14 protein-coding genes are annotated in these 15140 nt (G+C 57.2%); all 14 read right to left on the reverse strand.

Annotated elements, in window-relative coordinates:
* Positions 1-370: 370 nt before the first annotated feature.
* A complete protein-coding gene (gene argF / locus ACTQ3R_RS11815; protein ID WP_441780067.1) occupies positions 371-1294 on the reverse strand; it encodes an ornithine carbamoyltransferase in 924 nt (307 codons plus the stop codon).
* Between the two features lie 6 nt (positions 1295-1300).
* Complete coding sequence (locus ACTQ3R_RS11820) at positions 1301-2494, reverse strand: aspartate aminotransferase family protein (protein ID WP_441780068.1); 1194 nt, start codon at positions 2492-2494, stop codon at positions 1301-1303.
* 55 nt (positions 2495-2549) lie between these two features.
* The gene (gene argB / locus ACTQ3R_RS11825) at positions 2550-3407 is read right to left on the reverse strand and encodes an acetylglutamate kinase (protein WP_441780069.1); all 858 of its coding nucleotides are present in this window, start codon (positions 3405-3407) and stop codon (positions 2550-2552) included.
* A gap of 207 nt (positions 3408-3614) precedes the next feature.
* Positions 3615-4838, reverse strand: a complete 1224-nt coding sequence (argJ, locus tag ACTQ3R_RS11830) for a bifunctional glutamate N-acetyltransferase/amino-acid acetyltransferase ArgJ (RefSeq protein WP_441780070.1) — start codon at positions 4836-4838, stop codon at positions 3615-3617.
* Positions 4839-4880: 42 nt separating this feature from the next.
* Positions 4881-5825, reverse strand: a complete 945-nt coding sequence (argC, locus tag ACTQ3R_RS11835; RefSeq protein WP_441780071.1) for an N-acetyl-gamma-glutamyl-phosphate reductase — start codon at positions 5823-5825, stop codon at positions 4881-4883.
* A 53-nt stretch (positions 5826-5878) separates the two neighbouring features.
* Positions 5879-7258 carry an argininosuccinate lyase gene (argH, locus tag ACTQ3R_RS11840; RefSeq protein ID WP_441780072.1) on the reverse strand — a complete coding sequence of 460 codons (1380 nt, stop codon included), beginning with the start codon at positions 7256-7258 and terminating at the stop codon, positions 5879-5881.
* A 122-nt stretch (positions 7259-7380) separates the two neighbouring features.
* Positions 7381-8595 carry an argininosuccinate synthase gene (locus ACTQ3R_RS11845; protein WP_441780073.1) on the reverse strand — a complete coding sequence of 405 codons (1215 nt, stop codon included), beginning with the start codon at positions 8593-8595 and terminating at the stop codon, positions 7381-7383.
* Positions 8596-8876: 281 nt separating this feature from the next.
* Positions 8877-9512, reverse strand: a complete 636-nt coding sequence (locus tag ACTQ3R_RS11850; RefSeq protein ID WP_441780074.1) for an orotate phosphoribosyltransferase — start codon at positions 9510-9512, stop codon at positions 8877-8879.
* A gap of 177 nt (positions 9513-9689) precedes the next feature.
* Positions 9690-10211, reverse strand: a complete 522-nt coding sequence (locus tag ACTQ3R_RS11855; RefSeq protein WP_441780075.1) for a DUF4358 domain-containing protein — start codon at positions 10209-10211, stop codon at positions 9690-9692.
* A 187-nt stretch (positions 10212-10398) separates the two neighbouring features.
* Positions 10399-12054: an ATP-binding protein gene (locus ACTQ3R_RS11860; RefSeq protein WP_441780076.1), complete on the reverse strand. Its 1656-nt coding sequence runs from the start codon at positions 12052-12054 to the stop codon at positions 10399-10401.
* Positions 12055-12107: 53 nt separating this feature from the next.
* Complete coding sequence (locus ACTQ3R_RS11865; protein WP_441780077.1) at positions 12108-12779, reverse strand: winged helix-turn-helix domain-containing protein; 672 nt, start codon at positions 12777-12779, stop codon at positions 12108-12110.
* Between the two features lie 26 nt (positions 12780-12805).
* Positions 12806-13447, reverse strand: a complete 642-nt coding sequence (phoU, locus tag ACTQ3R_RS11870; RefSeq protein WP_441780078.1) for a phosphate signaling complex protein PhoU — start codon at positions 13445-13447, stop codon at positions 12806-12808.
* 1 nt (position 13448) lies between these two features.
* On the reverse strand, positions 13449-14210 hold the full coding sequence (gene pstB / locus ACTQ3R_RS11875) for a phosphate ABC transporter ATP-binding protein PstB (RefSeq protein ID WP_441780079.1): 762 nt from the start codon (positions 14208-14210) through the stop codon (positions 13449-13451).
* Between the two features lie 17 nt (positions 14211-14227).
* A complete protein-coding gene (gene pstA / locus ACTQ3R_RS11880) occupies positions 14228-15136 on the reverse strand; it encodes a phosphate ABC transporter permease PstA (protein ID WP_441780080.1) in 909 nt (302 codons plus the stop codon).
* Positions 15137-15140: the final 4 nt, after the last annotated feature.

The following is a 15140-nucleotide window of genomic DNA, read 5'->3' on the forward strand; positions in this document are numbered from 1 at the left end:
CTCCAGCTGGTGGAAGTCTTTTCTCCAGCTTGATTTGTTGCGCTTTTTTGATCTCGCAAACTTTGCGGGATTTTTTTCATTTTAGGACTTGACTTTTATTTGCAGGACTCCTCATTTCATCTTTGCAGCTTCTTAACAAAGATAATTATACTCTTAATGCAAGTATAATGCAATGCTTCTCGCTATTCTTCGTCACATTGACTAATTTTTTGTCTAGCGAATTAATATTTTAAAGTAAAAAATTATTATTCTATTTCCTGGCAATTTAAATAAAAAAGATGGAAAAACCGCATTAAATTACGATTTTCCCATCTTTATTGTCAGGCACTTATATCTTTTTTCTTGCCTCTTCGTCAATTTTTTTGACAGTTCAGTCTTCTTTGTCTTTCATCAGCAGGTACATAACCGCCTTTTGGGCATGGAGACGGTTCTCTGCCTCGTCAAAAATTTCCTGGGCATGAGCTTCAAACACCTCGGCAGTGATCTCCTCCCCCCGGTGGGCGGGCAGACAGTGCTGTACCATGCAGCCCTCGTTGGTCAAAGCCATGAGCTCGTCATTGATCTGGTAACCAGCAAAGGCCTTGGCCCGGACGGCACGTTCCTCCTCCTGGCCCATGGAGGCCCACACATCCGTGATGACCACATCAGCTCCCACCGCCGCCTCCTTCGGCGTGCGGTAGAGGGAGAACTTGTGGCCAGGGTCGCTCTTGGCAAAGTCCAGCACCTTCTGGTCGGGATCATAGCCCTCGGGGCAGGCGATAGACACCTCCATTCCCATCTTCAGGCCGCCTACAATAAGAGAGTTGGCCATGTTGTTGCCGTCGCCGATGTAGCACAGCTTCAGCCCCTCCAGCACCGCCTTATACTCCCGGATGGTGAGCAGGTCGGCCAGCACCTGACAGGGGTGGCAGAAGTCGGTCAGGCCGTTGATGACGGGGATCTTGGTGTTTCGGGCCAGGTTCTCTACTTCCTCCTGGGCAAAGGTACGGATCATAATGCCATCGCAGTACCGGTCCAGAACCCGCGCAGTGTCCTCCACCGGCTCCCCCCGGCCAATCTGGCTCTCCTTGCCGGAGAGGAACAGGGCGTGGCCCCCCAGCTGAAACATTCCGGTCTCAAAGGACACCCGCGTGCGGGTGGAGTTTTTCTCAAAAATCATGGCCAGGGTCTTTCCCCGGAGGTAGTCGTGAGGAATGCGGTGCTTTTGGTCATATTTCAGCTGGTCGGCAGTATTCAGAATCTGGACAATGTCCTCCTTGGACAGGTCCAGCAGCTTCAAAAGATCTTTTGTCATTGGGTATTACACTCCTTTGAACGGACTGAGAGTACGCTGGAAGATGGCCAGAGCCTCATCCATCTCTTCTCTGGTGATCACCAGGGGGGGCAGGAACCGCAGCCCCGCTCCGGCAGTGAGGCACAAAAGGCCGTTGTCAATGAGAGCGGCAGCCAGCTCACGGTTGGTTTTTTCGCCCTTGACCTCCACGCCGATCATCAGGCCCAGCCCCAGGGTCTTGCCCAGGCAGGGCAGGTTCATTTCCTCCACCTTTTGACGGATGTAGGCCCCTTTCTCCTTCACCTGCTCCAGCAAATTGTCGTCGATCCGGTCCAGCACATAGCAGGCAGCGGCGGCAGAGACGGGGTTGCCGCCGAAGGTGGTGCCGTGGGTGCCGGGGCTAAAGACATTGCGGCACGTTTCATTGGCCATTACGCCGCCGAAAGGCAAACCACCGGCGATGCCCTTGGCAAAGGACACCACATCCGGGGAAATGTCATACTGCTGGAAGGCAAACAAGGTGCCTGTGCGGCCCACGCCGGTCTGCACCTCGTCAATGAGCAGCAGCCAGTCCCGCTTTTGGCACAGGTCAGCTACCCCTTGGACAAACTTTTTGTCCAGAGGCAGTACGCCTCCCTCTCCCTGGACCAGCTCCATCATCACAGCGCAGACATCGTGGCCCGCCACTTCCTCTACGCTGTCCAGATCGTTGGCATTGGCGTAGCGGAACCCCTCGGTAAAGGGGAAGAAATAGTCATGGAACTTGTCCTGGCCCGTAGCGGCCAGGGTGGTGATGGTGCGGCCGTGGAAGGAATTACGCAGGGTAATGACGGTCCCGCGCCCCTTGCCGTATTTGTCATAAGAATACTTCCGGGCCAGTTTGATCATGGCCTCGTTGCTCTCCGCGCCGGAGTTGGCAAACATCACATTGCTCATCCCGGTGCGGGTGCACAGCTTCTGGGCCACTTTTGCATAGGGTTCGGTGTAAAAAAGGTTGGAGATGTGGCCCAGCTTAGCCGTCTGGGCGGCAATGGCCTGCTGCCAGCCTTCATCCGCGTAACCCAGCGAGCACACGCCGATGCCGGAAGTAAAATCGATGTACTTCTTGCCATTCACATCCCATACGGTGGCCCCCTTGCCGTGGTCCATAGCCACCTGGAACCGCCCGTAGGCGTGCATCACATACTGTTCATCCAGGGCTTTGATTTCTTCAAAGGTCATGTTGCGGACCCCTTTCTATGTATTCAGGCAAGCCTGCTTCAAAAGGCAGGCTCTCTTACTGGATCAGCATAGTGCCGATGCCCGCATCGGAGAGCAGCTCGATGAGGATGGAGTGCTCCACCCGGCCGTCCAGAATGACGGCGGACTTTACGCCCGAGCGCACCGCCTCCACACAGCAGTCCACCTTGGGGATCATGCCCCCGGTGATGACTCCCTCCCGCACCAGAGCGGGGACGGAGGAGAGCTGGAGCTCGGAAATGAGGGTATTCTCGTCCTTGGGGTCCCGGAGCAGCCCCCGCACATCGGTGAGGAGCACGAGCTTTTCCGCCCCCAGGGCCACAGCCAGTTTGGCCGCGGCGGTGTCGGCATTCACGTTGTAAGACACCTCTGCATCCATTCCCTGGGCCACCGTGGACACCACGGGGATGTAGCCGTTGGAGAGGGCATCGGTCACCGGGCGGGGGTCCACATGGCGGATCTCCCCCACCAAGCCGTACTTCTCATCCAGCTTCTTGGCCTGGAACAGCCCGCCGTCCATGCCGCACAGGCCCAGAGCCCGGCCGCCGGTGCGGTTCAGAGTGGCCACCAGGTCCTTGTTCACCTGTCCGCACAGCACCTGCTGGACGATCTCCATGGTCTCCTCGTCGGTGTAGCGCAGGCCGTCCACAAATTTGGACTCCTTACCCACCTTTTTCAGCATACCACTGATCTCAGGGCCGCCTCCATGTACCACCACTACCCGGATGCCCACCAGGGACAGCAGGACGATGTCGGAAATGACGGCGTGGCGCAGCTCCTGGGAGATCATGGCGTTGCCGCCATACTTCACTACGATGGTTTTGCCGTAGAATTTTTGGATATAGGGCAGCGCCTCGGCCAGTACCTGAGCGCGATCCACTTCGTTAAAAGACATTGATCTTCTCTCCCTCATATTGGTGCTTTTCTAATTCGCCGCAGGCGAATTTTTAAATCAGTTCAAAGGCGAATGCATTTCGCCGCAGACCCCCCCGACCCGTGGCAGGGCGGCCACGACCGCCTTTGCGGGCAAAGGCGAGGGGGCATCAAAAACGGTTTAGGCAAAACCGTTTTTATATTCAGGGGAACGGGTCCCCCCTGGACTTTAAGTGCGGTAATCCCCGTTGATCTTCACGTAATCATAGGTGAGGTCACAGCCCCAGCACTCGGCGCTCTCCTCTCCCTCATGGAGGACCACTGCGATGATGACCTCCTTCTGGGACAGGATCTCCTTAGCCTTATCCTCATCAAAGGTAAGTCCGTCCCCCTGCTTGCAAACCAGGATCTCCCCGGCGCAGGACTGGAAGGACACGTCCACATGCTCGGGCCGGAAGGGCGCCTTGGAATAACCCATGGCACACAGCACCCGTCCCCAGTTGGCGTCGGCGCCGAACATAGCTGCTTTCACCAGGGAAGAGCCCACCACCGCCTTAGCAAGGCGCTCGGCGCTCTCCTCGCTGCGGGCGCCAATCATCTTGCAGGTGACCAGCTTGCTGGCTCCCTCGCCGTCTCCGGCGATGGCACGGGACAGGTAGCGGCACACATATTCCAGCGCCTGCTGGAAGGTCCCATAGTTTTCGTCCTTCCACTCGATAAGGGCATTGCCCGCCATGCCATTGGCCAGCACCACACAGGTGTCGTTGGTGGAAGTGTCCCCATCCACGGTGACCCGGTTGAAGGTCCGACCCACCACATCGTGGAGGGCTTCAGAGAGCATCTCGTGAGTGATGGCGCAGTCAGTAGTGATAAAGGCCAGCATAGTGCCCATGTTGGGGTGGATCATGCCGGAGCCCTTGGCGATGGCGCCGATTTTGACCTCCTTGTCCCCCAGAGTAAAGGAGACGGCGATCTCCTTTTTCACCGTGTCGGTGGTCATGATGGCGTTGGCCGCGGCGTCGGAGCCGTCAGCACTGAGGGCAGCGGCAGCCTTGGGCATGCCAGCCTGAATGGCGGAGATGTTGATGGTCTGGCCAATGACGCCGGTAGAGGCCACTACAAAGTCCTCAGGCTCATGGCCGGTGGCCTGGGCGGCAGAAACACACATAGCCTCAGCATTCTCGTGGCTCATGGGGCAGCAGGCGTTGGCGTTGCCGCTGTTGGCCACCACGCCCCAGGCCACGCCGTTTTCCAGGTGGTCCATGGTCACATAGATGGGGGCGGCCTTCACCCGGTTGAGGGTGTAGGTGGCAGCGGCGGTACACTCTTTCTCCGAAAGAATGAGGGCCAGATCGTTTTTATCCGGGCTGCTGCTGGCCTTGACGCCGCAGTGGACGCCGCCGGCCCGGAAGCCCTGGGCGGCACACACGCCGCCGGAAATCTCTTTCAACATGATACTCACCTTTTCATTCCAAATTATTGGGCACGGCCCACGTTAGTCCACGTTCAGTCCCGCAGTCTCCTCAAAGCCCAGCATCAGGTTCATGTTTTGAACGGCGGCTCCGCTGGCTCCCTTGCCCAGGTTGTCAAACTGGGCGCTGAGCAGGGTCTGGTCCCCATGACCGGAGACGGTGATCTCCAAATAGTCCTTCCCTGCCAGCTCGTTGGTATAGAGCCGGGGACCGTTACCGCCAAACTCCGCCACCCGCACCAGCTTTTGATCCTGGTAGTAATTGCACAGCAGGTCCCGGATATCCAAGGCGCTGGGGTTTCCCTTCAAAAGGCTGTTCTGGAGCATAACACAGGTGGTCATTCCCTTGTAGATATCTCCCAGCACCGGCAGGAAATTCGGCGGGAAAGCCAGGCCAGCCACTGTCTGCATTTCCGGCAGGTGCTTATGCTGAAGGCCCAGTGCGTAAGGGGCCGGGGAAGCCAGCCGGGGGTCCCGGTCAGGGGCCTCATACTCGGCAATAAGCTTCTTTCCTCCTCCGGAATATCCCGTCAGGGAATAGCAGGCCAGGGGGTAGTCTTTGGGCAGGATATCCAGATTCACTAGGGGGGCCACAGTGGACAAAAATCCTGTGGCATGGCAGCCGGGATTGGCCACCCGCCCGGCAAATTTGATCCGCTGGCGCTGTCCGGGCAGCAGCTCGGCAAAACCGTAGACCCAGCCTGGGGCGGTACGGTGGGCGGTAGAAGCGTCAATGACCTTGGTTTTGGGGTTCTCAATGAGGGACACCGCCTCCACAGCGGCAGCATCGGGCAGACACAGGAACACCAGGTCGGCGGCATTGAGGAACTTCTTCCGCTCCTGGGTGTCCTTCCGCTTGTCCTCGTCAATGAGCAGCAGCTCAATATCCTCCCGGCCTCCCAGCCGCTCATAGATCTGCAGGCCGGTGGTGCCCTCCTTACCGTCGATATATACCTTGGGTTTATTCATGCGTTCCACTCTTTTCTTTGAGATTGCGTTCGGGGTTTGGAACTATTTTATCATCAAGCTCTGGAATTGACAAACTCCTCTATGAGAGCAATCTGTTTTTCCACAGACTCCTTGCTGGGACCACCATAGACCTTGCGCTCATTGACGCAGGTTTTCAGGGCCAGGGCCTCGTACACATCCTCATCAAAGAGGGAGGAAATGGCCCGGAAGTCCTTCAGAGCCAGGGTGTCCAGGGTATCCCCGGTCTTAATGCACATATTGACCAGCCGGCCTACGATCATATAGGCCTCCCGGAAGGGCAGCCCCTTCTTGGTCAGGTAATCGGCGCAGTCGGTGGCGTTGATAAATCCGCCGGAAGCAGCCTTGGCCATATTCTTGGGCCGGACCGTGAGGGTGTCCAGCATAGCCCCGAACACAGGCAGGCACAGCTCCACCGTGTCGATGGCATCAAAGAGGGCCTCCTTATCCTCCTGCATGTCCTTGTTATAGGCCAGGGGCAGGGACTTCATCACCGTCAGCAGGGTGACCAGGGAGCCGTACACCCGGCCAGTCTTGCCCCGGACCAGCTCGGCCACATCGGGATTCTTCTTCTGGGGCATGATGGAGGAGCCGGTGGAGTAGGCATCGTCCAGGTCCACATACTTAAATTCCCAGGAGCACCACAGCACGATCTCCTCAGAGAACCGGGACAAGTGCATCATGAGAATGGACAGGCAGCTGAGCAGCTCGATGGCATAGTCCCGGTCAGAGACGGAGTCCATGGAGTTGTCGGTGGGCTTTTTGAAGCCCAGAGCCTGGGCGGTGGCAAACCGGTCCAGAGGATAGGTAGAGGCGGCCAGGGCGCCGGCACCCAGAGGGCACTCGTCCAGCCGCTCCAGGCAGTCCTCCAGCCGGGTCACATCCCGCTTGAACATATTGGCGTAAGCCATCATGTAGTGGGCAAAGGTAGTGGGCTGGGCCCGCTGGAGGTGGGTGTAGCCGGGCATGACGGTGTCCAGGTTGGCCTTGGCCTTCTTGATGAGCACCTGCTCCAGATCCAGCACCTGCTTGATGATGACAGGGATCTCCTCCTTCACATAGAGGCGGGTATCCACAGCCACCTGGTCATTCCGGCTACGGCCGGTGTGCAGACGCTTGCCCGCATCCCCAATGCGCTGGGTGAGCAGGGCCTCAATATTCATGTGGATGTCCTCGTTATCCAGGGAGAACTCCACCTTGTCGTCCTCAATGTCAGCCAGGATGGCTTTCAGGCCCTCGATGATCTTTTCGGCCTCGTGCTCCTCAATGATGCCCTGCTTGCCCAGCATGGCGGCGTGGGCAATGGAACCGGCAATGTCCTGCTTATAAAGCCGGGCGTCAAAGCCGATGGAGGAGTTAAAGTCATTTACCAGGGTATCGGTCTCCTTTTGAAACCGTCCAGCCCAGAGTTTCATATTGCATTACCTCACTATAACAAAAGATAGAAGTGATGAGATAGGAGATAGGAGATGTTGCGGCATAACGCACAACTCCTATCTCCTATCTTCTATCTCCTATCTGATGACTTCCTGATTTCTTACAGTTTCCCCTGCTCTCTCAAGGCCTGAACCTTGTCGGGCAGGCCCCAGAGGTTAATGAAGCCCTGGGAATCCTTCTGGTCATAGTCGCTCTCCTCAAAGGTCACCAGGTTCTCAGAGTACAGGGTGCAGGGAGAGGTGACGGAGGAGGTGATGATGTTGCCCTTGTAGAGCTTGAGCTTCACGGTGCCGGTGACATACTTCTGGGTATCCACGGCGAAGGCCTGGAGGGCCTCCCGCAGGGGGGTAAACCACTTGCCGTTGTAAACCAGATCGGCAAAATCCACAGCCAGCTTCTGCTTCATGTGCTTGGTGTCCTTGTCGATGGTGATCATCTCCAGCACCTCGTGGGCCCGGTAGAGGATGGTGCCGCCGGGAGTCTCATAGACGCCCCGGTCCTTCATGCCAACCAGCCGGTTCTCCACGATGTCCAGCAGGCCAATGCCGTTCTGACCACCCAGCTCGTTGAGCTTACGGATGATGTCGCTGGCCTTCATCTTCTCGCCGTCGATGGCCACGGGCCAGCCCTTCTCAAAGTCCAGGGTCACATAGGTGGCCTTGTCAGGGGCCATGGCGGGGGACACGCCCATCTCCAGGAAGCCGGGCTTGTCATACTGGGGCTCGTTGGCGGGGTCCTCCAGATCCAGACCCTCGTGGCTCAGGTGCCACAGGTTCTTATCCTTGGAGTAGTTGGTCTCACGGGAGATCTTCAAAGGCACGTTGTGAGCCTCAGCGTAGTCGATCTCCTCGTCCCGGCCCTTGATATCCCACTCACGCCAGGGGGCAATGATCTTCATCTCAGGGGCAAAGCGCTTGATGGCCAGCTCGAACCGGACCTGGTCGTTGCCCTTGCCAGTGCAGCCGTGGCAGATGGCGTCGGCACCCTCGGCCTTGGCGATCTCCACCAGGCGCTTGGCAATGATGGGCCGGGCAAAGGCAGTGCCCAGCAGGTAGTCCTCATACTTGGCACCCATCATCATCGAGGGGATGATGACCTCGTCCACCATCTCATCGGTGAGGTCCTCCACATAGAGCTTGGAAGCGCCGGTCTTGATGGCCTTTTCTTCCAGGCCATCCAGCTCGGTGCCCTGGCCCACATCGCCGGAGACGGCGATGATCTCGGGATCGTCATAGTTTTCCTTCAGCCAGGGGATGATGATGGAAGTATCCAAACCGCCGGAATAGGCCAGCACAACTTTTTTTACCTGAGACATAGTACATTCCCTCCAAAATTCAGCACAGCGGTTCTCTCTTCTCCCGCAGGTCCGTGTCCTGGGCGCCGTGCTTTGTTCGATGGGAACAGTCTACCACGCCCAGGTTGGAAATGCAAGAGGTTTATTTGCATGATTATTCAAATTACCCCAATTTATTTCCGTGTATATTCAACAAAAATGAATATTCTATGGTATATTCCGGTTGAATATTCATTTTTATGCATACAGGCAAAAGAAGCCGCCCCGGTATTATCCGGGGCGGCGAAGAACCTTTCCAGTATTTATAGCTGTGAGAAACCGTAGCTGTTGGCCAGGGCGTCAATTCTCTGGCCTTTTTGGCACATGGGGCACTGCTTTGGCTGGTAGCTGGCATAGCCGGGAATATCCGCAGGAGTGAAGAGACTGTACACCGGGATATCTCCCACCTGTTCCAGCATGGTAAAGATGGCGGCAATCCCCTGGACCTGGCCGCCGTAATATTGTACGCACTCCAGGCTGCGGGCCACCGTTTTGCCGGAATTGACCGTAGAGATGAGGATCAGTACGTTTTTCCCCGAGACCATTGGGGCCAGGTTGTCCCGGAAAATCAATTGGCCGTTGGAGTCATACTCCGGGGTAATCACGTTGATGTTCTTGTCCTGGTTAACGCTGAACCGGTCTCCCTTAGCCAGGTGGCGGGCCAAAAACGCCCCGATGACTTCACTTCCGTCCAAACAGACAATGGTATCCACACCCTTCTCATAGGCATACCGCTGGGACAGCCACATGGCCGCTTCCCGCGCCATGGTGTGCTCGTGCTTCATGCGGGTAATGTCAATGTAGTGGGTGTTGTGGGAATGACGGGTGGCGAAGTGCCCATCATAGACGGTCACCTCCATTTTGGGGTTATTGGGATGGCGGATGTGCAGTGCGTTCATGGTCAGACCTCCTGTCATTTAAAATATTGCTTTTGGATATTATAGCATACTTAGTAATAAATAACAATCATTGGTGAAAATTCTTTTCTTTCTTTGTTTATTTTTTCACATTCTTTCCAAAAAACACCCCGGCTTTCTCTCTGTGAGAAGCCGGGGTGTCTGTATCAGCGGTCTGTCTCAGTCAGCCAGGATGGCGGCAGAGATGGCGTCAAAGACCGTGTCCTGGTCCTCACACATAACCATCAGGATGGTGCCATCCTCTAAAGTCTCCAGCTTGGCACTGTTGGCCACCTCATACTGGTCAGCCAGGTACTGCTCGAAGCTGGCCTTCTGGGCATCAATATAGCTCTGGAGGGCATTGGTCACCGTCTCAGACTTCCCCTCGGCGGGCATAACTGCGGCAATGCCGTAGGCCTGCACGTTCATCACAGAGGAACTCACCGCAAAGGCCTTCATGTCCTCCACCAGCAGCCCCAGGTTATCCAGAATAATGGCGGACATATCATCCTCCTTTACCTCAGTAAATACAGGGTTATACTCCACCATCTCTCCGCCGTTGTCGGTGATAGCGGAGGAATAGAGCTCCGTGAGCTCCTCAGGGGTCTTGTCGGAATTGGCAGAACCGGACTTGCCGGAGCAGCCGGCCAGAGCGGTTACCGTGAGGGCCAGAGCAAGGGCAAGAGTCAAAATCTTTTTCATAGGTTAAATTCTCCTTTTCTCGTGGGGGAAACTCCCCCTGGTTTTTTGCTTCCGAGTGGTTGGACGGCAGTTTCTCAAAAAAGTTCCCACCGGATCAAAAATTTATGGTTCCCTCTTTTTCCACGGTTCAAACCGCCACCGCAGCAAAAGAGGCCGGTCACAGGACCGGCCTCATGGGTACAGGATCTTATTTCGGAAAGCGCAGGCGCACTGTGGTCCCCCGCCCTGGGGTACTGTCCAGCTCCACCTGGGCATTGTGCAGGGCAGCGGCATGTTTGACAATGGACAGTCCCAGCCCGGTACCGCCGATCTCTTTGGAGTGGCTCTTATCCACCCGGTAAAAGCGTTCAAACACCCGGTTCAGGTCTTCCTCAGGGATCCCGATCCCGGTGTCCTGTACACTCACCACAGCCCAGTCTTTCTCCCCGGATACAGTCACAGCAGCCTTTCCTCCGGGGTGGTTATATTTGATAGCGTTGTCCAGCAGATTGTAGAGCATCTCCTCCACCACAGAGGAAATCCCTAAAATTTTCTGCTCCTCTCCGGTGACCTCCACTGTGACCTTTCTCTGCTCGGCCATGGGACGCAGCCGCTCTCCCACGGTCCGGGACAGCTCCAGCAGGGCTACTTCTCCCTTCTGCAGGTTGTCTCCTCCCTCGTCCAGACGGGAAAGGTGGATAATGTCCTCTACCAGATGGATCAGCCGCTGGCTCTCCTTGTAGATGTCCGCAGCAAAGCCGGTGACGTCCTCCGGCCGTACCAGACCATCTTTCATAATCTCGGCCATGCCGGAAATGGAGGTAAGCGGAGTTTTCAGCTCGTGGGAGACATTGGCGGTAAACTCCCGGCGCATCTGTTCTCCCTGTTCTTTCTCCGTCACATCCAGCAGCACCAGCACCGCGCCGGCACAGTCCTCCTCCCGCAATACCGGGTCGGCCAGGAGCTGAAGGCTCCGTCCTCCCCGCTCCAGATGTCCCTGGCAGCGGTTGCCCTCCAACACCTGGTTGACCACTTGGCGGAAGGGCTCGGAGCGGTCCAGAGTAAAGACGTTGGCCTCCTCGGCCGGGGCCTGGGCCCCCAGAAGCTTCAAGGCTCCGGTGTTATAGGACAGCACCCGCCCCTTGTGGTCCAGCAGCAGGAAGCCCTCGGACATATTCTCGGTAAGGGCAGTAAACTCCTGGCGGCGCTGGCGCAGCAGCTCGATCTGGTTCTGAATGGTATCATTCTGTCGGCGGATGCGGGTGAGCAGCGGAGAGAGCTCGTCATAGACCGCATTGTGCTCCTCGGGGTGCTCCAGGTCCAGCTCCAGAACGGGCCGGATAATGCCCCGGCTCAGCCGGGCGGACAGCACCGCTGCCAAAGCCATGGTTACCACCAGGATAAGCAAAATGGGCTGCACCATGGACAGCAGCAGCCGGACTACTGTGTGCTGCTGCCCGGCCAGACGGATCACTGTGCCGTCCTCCAGGCGCTGGGCCACATAGATGGTGCGCTGGGAAAGGGTGGCCGATTCCCGCCGTGCGGTTCCCTGGCTTCCCAATATGGCCTCCCGGATTTCCTCCCGGTCAGCGTGATTCTCCATGGTGGAGGCATCGGCGGTGTTGTCATAAAGCACCGTTCCATCCTGATCCACCCAGGTAATGCGGTTGGATGCCCGCAGCCCTTCCAGGTAATCCATTCCCATGGTCTCCACTCCACGGGCCACCAAAATGACTTCATTCTCCAGCTCGGTGGTCAGCCGTCCGCTAAAATACTGATACAGCATCCCCATAAACAGGGCCACTGACAGCAGGAATACCCAAATTCCCACCGCAAGACAATTGCGGAAGATTTTTTTCGTCATATTCTTCTCCTCACAGTTCCGGCGCTGCCCCGTAGGGCAGGGGCGCCGGGGGCTCAGTCCCCGGAGATTTTGTACCCCACGCCCCGCACCGTCTCAATATAGCTGCCGCATTCTCCCAGCTTTTGGCGCAGGGTCCGGATATGCACGTCCACCGTGCGGCTGGCCCCATCAAATTCATAGCCCCAAATGGTATTGAGAAGCTGATCCCGTGTAAACACGGTCCCCTGGCGTTCCATAAGCAGGACCAAAAGCTGGAATTCCTTCAGGGTCAGGGTTACCTCCCGGTCCCCTACTTGGACAATGTGCCGCTTGGGGTCTACCGAAAGCTGTCCGATCCGACATATGCCCCGCTCCTCCTCCGGGGCACTGTGGCGCAGGGCGGCCCGGATGCGGGCCATCAGCTCCATCATACCAAAAGGCTTTGCAATGTAGTCGTCCGCTCCCTGGTCCAGGCCCAGCACCTTGTCATATTCGGTACTCTTGGCTGTGAGCATGAGAACGGGGAGCTTCCGGGTAGCAGAGTCATCCCGCAGGCGCTTCAGCACCTGCAGTCCATCCTCCTCCGGGAGCATAATGTCCAGCAAAAGCAGATCAGGCTTTCTCTCTCCAAGGGCGCGCCAAAACTGGGAGGGCCGTTCAAAGCCCTCCGCCTCCATTCCCTGGCTGTTCAGGGTGTATACCACCAGCTTACGGATGCTGGCGTCGTCCTCTAAGATATAAATCAATGGATTTCCCCGCTTTCTCTGCTTGTTCAGTCCTCTTCATATTCCCCGGTGATGGCATATTCCACCCACTGGGCAATGTTGCAGGCGTGGTCACCGATGCGTTCAAAATATTTGGCCACCATGAGCAGATCCAGGCAAAGCCCGCCATCCCGCCCTTGGGCGATCAGGTCCGTGAGCTTCTCCCGAACCGTTAAAAAGAGCCCATCCAGTTGGTCGTCCCGTGCAATGACCGCATGGGCCAGCTTCAGGTCGCTGCGTACAAAGGCGTCCACGCTGTCGGTGACCATGCCGATGGCCGCCCGTGCCATGTCACCCACAGGGACCTCCCCAATGACGCTGCTGCGCTTCATATCCCGTGCAATCTCTGCAATGTCGCTGGCCTGGTCGCCAATGCGCTCCATGTCAGAGATCATCCGCATGGCAGCGGAAACGGCGCGCAGGTCGCTGGCCACAGGCTGCTGGCGCAGAAGGAGCTTCATACACTGGCCTTCAATGTCCCGCTCTTTGTGGTCAATCTCCTGTTCCAGATAGGCTGCCCGTGCCCCCAGCTGCCGGTCTCCCTCCAGATAGGCCTTTGTGGCTGCGGAGATGGCCTCCTCGCACAGAGCTCCCATCTCAATCAGCTCCACATTGAGCCGCTCCAGCTGTTCGTGAAAATGGTTTCTCATATCAGCCAAACCTCCCGGTGATGTAATCCTCCGTGCGCTTGTCTTTGGGCATGGAGAAGATCTGTTCCGTCTCGCCAAACTCCACCAGTTCACCCAGCAGGAAGAAGGCGGTATTGTCGGAGATACGGGCGGCCTGCTGCATGTTATGGGTCACCATGATGATAGTATAATCTTTTTTCAGCTCGGCGGCAAGGTCCTCGATCTTTGCGGTAGAAATGGGGTCCAGGGCGGAGGTGGCCTCGTCCATCAGGAGCACGTCCGGCTTTACAGCCAGGGCCCGTGCGATGCAAAGGCGCTGCTGCTGTCCGCCGGACAGGCCCAGAGCGGACTTTTTCAGCCGGTCCTTTACCTCGTCCCAAATGGCCGCGCCCTGAAGGGACTGCTCCACGATCTCATCCAGCTTTACCTTGTTTCGGATGCCGTGGGTACGGGGGCCGTAGGCCACGTTGTCATAGATGGACATAGGGAAGGGATTGGGCTTTTGAAAGACCATCCCGATGCGCCGGCGCAGGTCCGTCACATCCCGTCCGGGGGCGTAGATGTCCTCATCCCGGTAGTAGAGGGAACCCTCAATACGCACACTGGGAATAAGGTCGTTCATACGGTTGATGGAACGCAGAAAGGTGGACTTGCCGCAGCCGGAGGGCCCGATGAGGGCGGTGATCTCATGCTCGGGAATGTCCATGTTGATGGATTTCAGGGCGTGGTTTTCCCCATAGTACAGGTTCAGATCCTGAGCCCTGAGGACAATCTGTTCACTCATCGATACAATACCTACCTTTAATTCTTTCTCAGTCCTCTGCCCACCAGCTTGGCGGCCAGATTGATCATCAGGGTGATGACCAGCAGCACCACCGCTACCGAGAAGGCCAGATCAAAGTCCGCCCGCTCTTTGGCGTAGACATAGAGGGCCACGGTCAGGGTGGAGCCGGAGCTCTGCAGCAGGCTGGACAGTCCGTCCCGGAAGTATTCCTGCATGGACATGCTCATGCCCACGGTATAAAGCAGTACCGCGGACTCGCCTACAATGCGCCCGATGGCCAGAATGCACCCGGTGACAATTCCATCCACCGAGGAGGGAAGCACCACCGTGCGGATCATGTGCCACTTGCCGGCTCCCAGGCCCAGAGATCCCTCCCGGTAGCTCTGGGGCACCGTCTTCAGCGATTCCTGCGTAGTGCGGATGATGGTGGGCAGCGTCATAATGACCAGGGTCATGGATCCAGCGATCAGTGTTTTGCCCAGGCCCAGGGTCTGGCAGAAGATCAGCGATCCCACCAGGGCGTAGAGGATGGAGGGGATACCGGCCAGGGTCTCGGTGGCGTACTCAATGGCCGTCACCAGACGGTGGTTGGAGGCGTACTCCGTCAGATAGATGGCCGCGCCCACCCCCAGGGGGAGCACTACCACCAGGGTGGCAACAATGACATAAATCGTGTTCTGGATGGCGGGCAGAATACCCTCCACACCTTTGAGCACACTCTCCGCGGAAGTCAGAAACTCCCAGGTCAAATTGGGGATTCCTTTGTAAAAAATATAGCTCAGCAGGAAGATCAGCAGCGCCACTACCAATCCGGCCGCCAGATAGATCAAGGTGCGCATGCCGATCTCATAGGCCCGGCGGCAGGGCGAAAGCCCGCTAGCCTTTGCCACCGAAACGGGCGGATTTCCCACCATGGTTTTTGTCATATCC

The organism is Lawsonibacter sp. LCP25S3_E2 (genome assembly GCF_052117285.1).
Lineage (GTDB): Bacteria > Bacillota > Clostridia > Oscillospirales > Oscillospiraceae > Lawsonibacter.

Excerpts from the sequence above, each read along its gene's own strand:
- argF (WP_441780067.1), bottom strand. The coding sequence starts at position 1,294 with ATGACAAAAGATCTTTTGAAGCTGCTGGACCTGTCCAAGGAGGACATT.
- ACTQ3R_RS11820 (WP_441780068.1), bottom strand. The coding sequence starts at position 2,494 with ATGACCTTTGAAGAAATCAAAGCCCTGGATGAACAGTATGTGATGCAC.
- argB (WP_441780069.1), bottom strand. The coding sequence starts at position 3,407 with ATGTCTTTTAACGAAGTGGATCGCGCTCAGGTACTGGCCGAGGCGCTG.
- argJ (WP_441780070.1), bottom strand. The coding sequence starts at position 4,838 with ATGTTGAAAGAGATTTCCGGCGGCGTGTGTGCCGCCCAGGGCTTCCGG.
- argC (WP_441780071.1), bottom strand. The coding sequence starts at position 5,825 with ATGAATAAACCCAAGGTATATATCGACGGTAAGGAGGGCACCACCGGC.
- argH (WP_441780072.1), bottom strand. The coding sequence starts at position 7,258 with ATGAAACTCTGGGCTGGACGGTTTCAAAAGGAGACCGATACCCTGGTA.
- ACTQ3R_RS11845 (WP_441780073.1), bottom strand. The coding sequence starts at position 8,595 with ATGTCTCAGGTAAAAAAAGTTGTGCTGGCCTATTCCGGCGGTTTGGAT.
- ACTQ3R_RS11850 (WP_441780074.1), bottom strand. The coding sequence starts at position 9,512 with ATGAACGCACTGCACATCCGCCATCCCAATAACCCCAAAATGGAGGTG.
- ACTQ3R_RS11855 (WP_441780075.1), bottom strand. The coding sequence starts at position 10,211 with ATGAAAAAGATTTTGACTCTTGCCCTTGCTCTGGCCCTCACGGTAACC.
- ACTQ3R_RS11860 (WP_441780076.1), bottom strand. The coding sequence starts at position 12,054 with ATGACGAAAAAAATCTTCCGCAATTGTCTTGCGGTGGGAATTTGGGTA.
- phoU (WP_441780078.1), bottom strand. The coding sequence starts at position 13,447 with ATGAGAAACCATTTTCACGAACAGCTGGAGCGGCTCAATGTGGAGCTG.
- pstB (WP_441780079.1), bottom strand. The coding sequence starts at position 14,210 with ATGAGTGAACAGATTGTCCTCAGGGCTCAGGATCTGAACCTGTACTAT.
- pstA (WP_441780080.1), bottom strand. The coding sequence starts at position 15,136 with ATGACAAAAACCATGGTGGGAAATCCGCCCGTTTCGGTGGCAAAGGCT.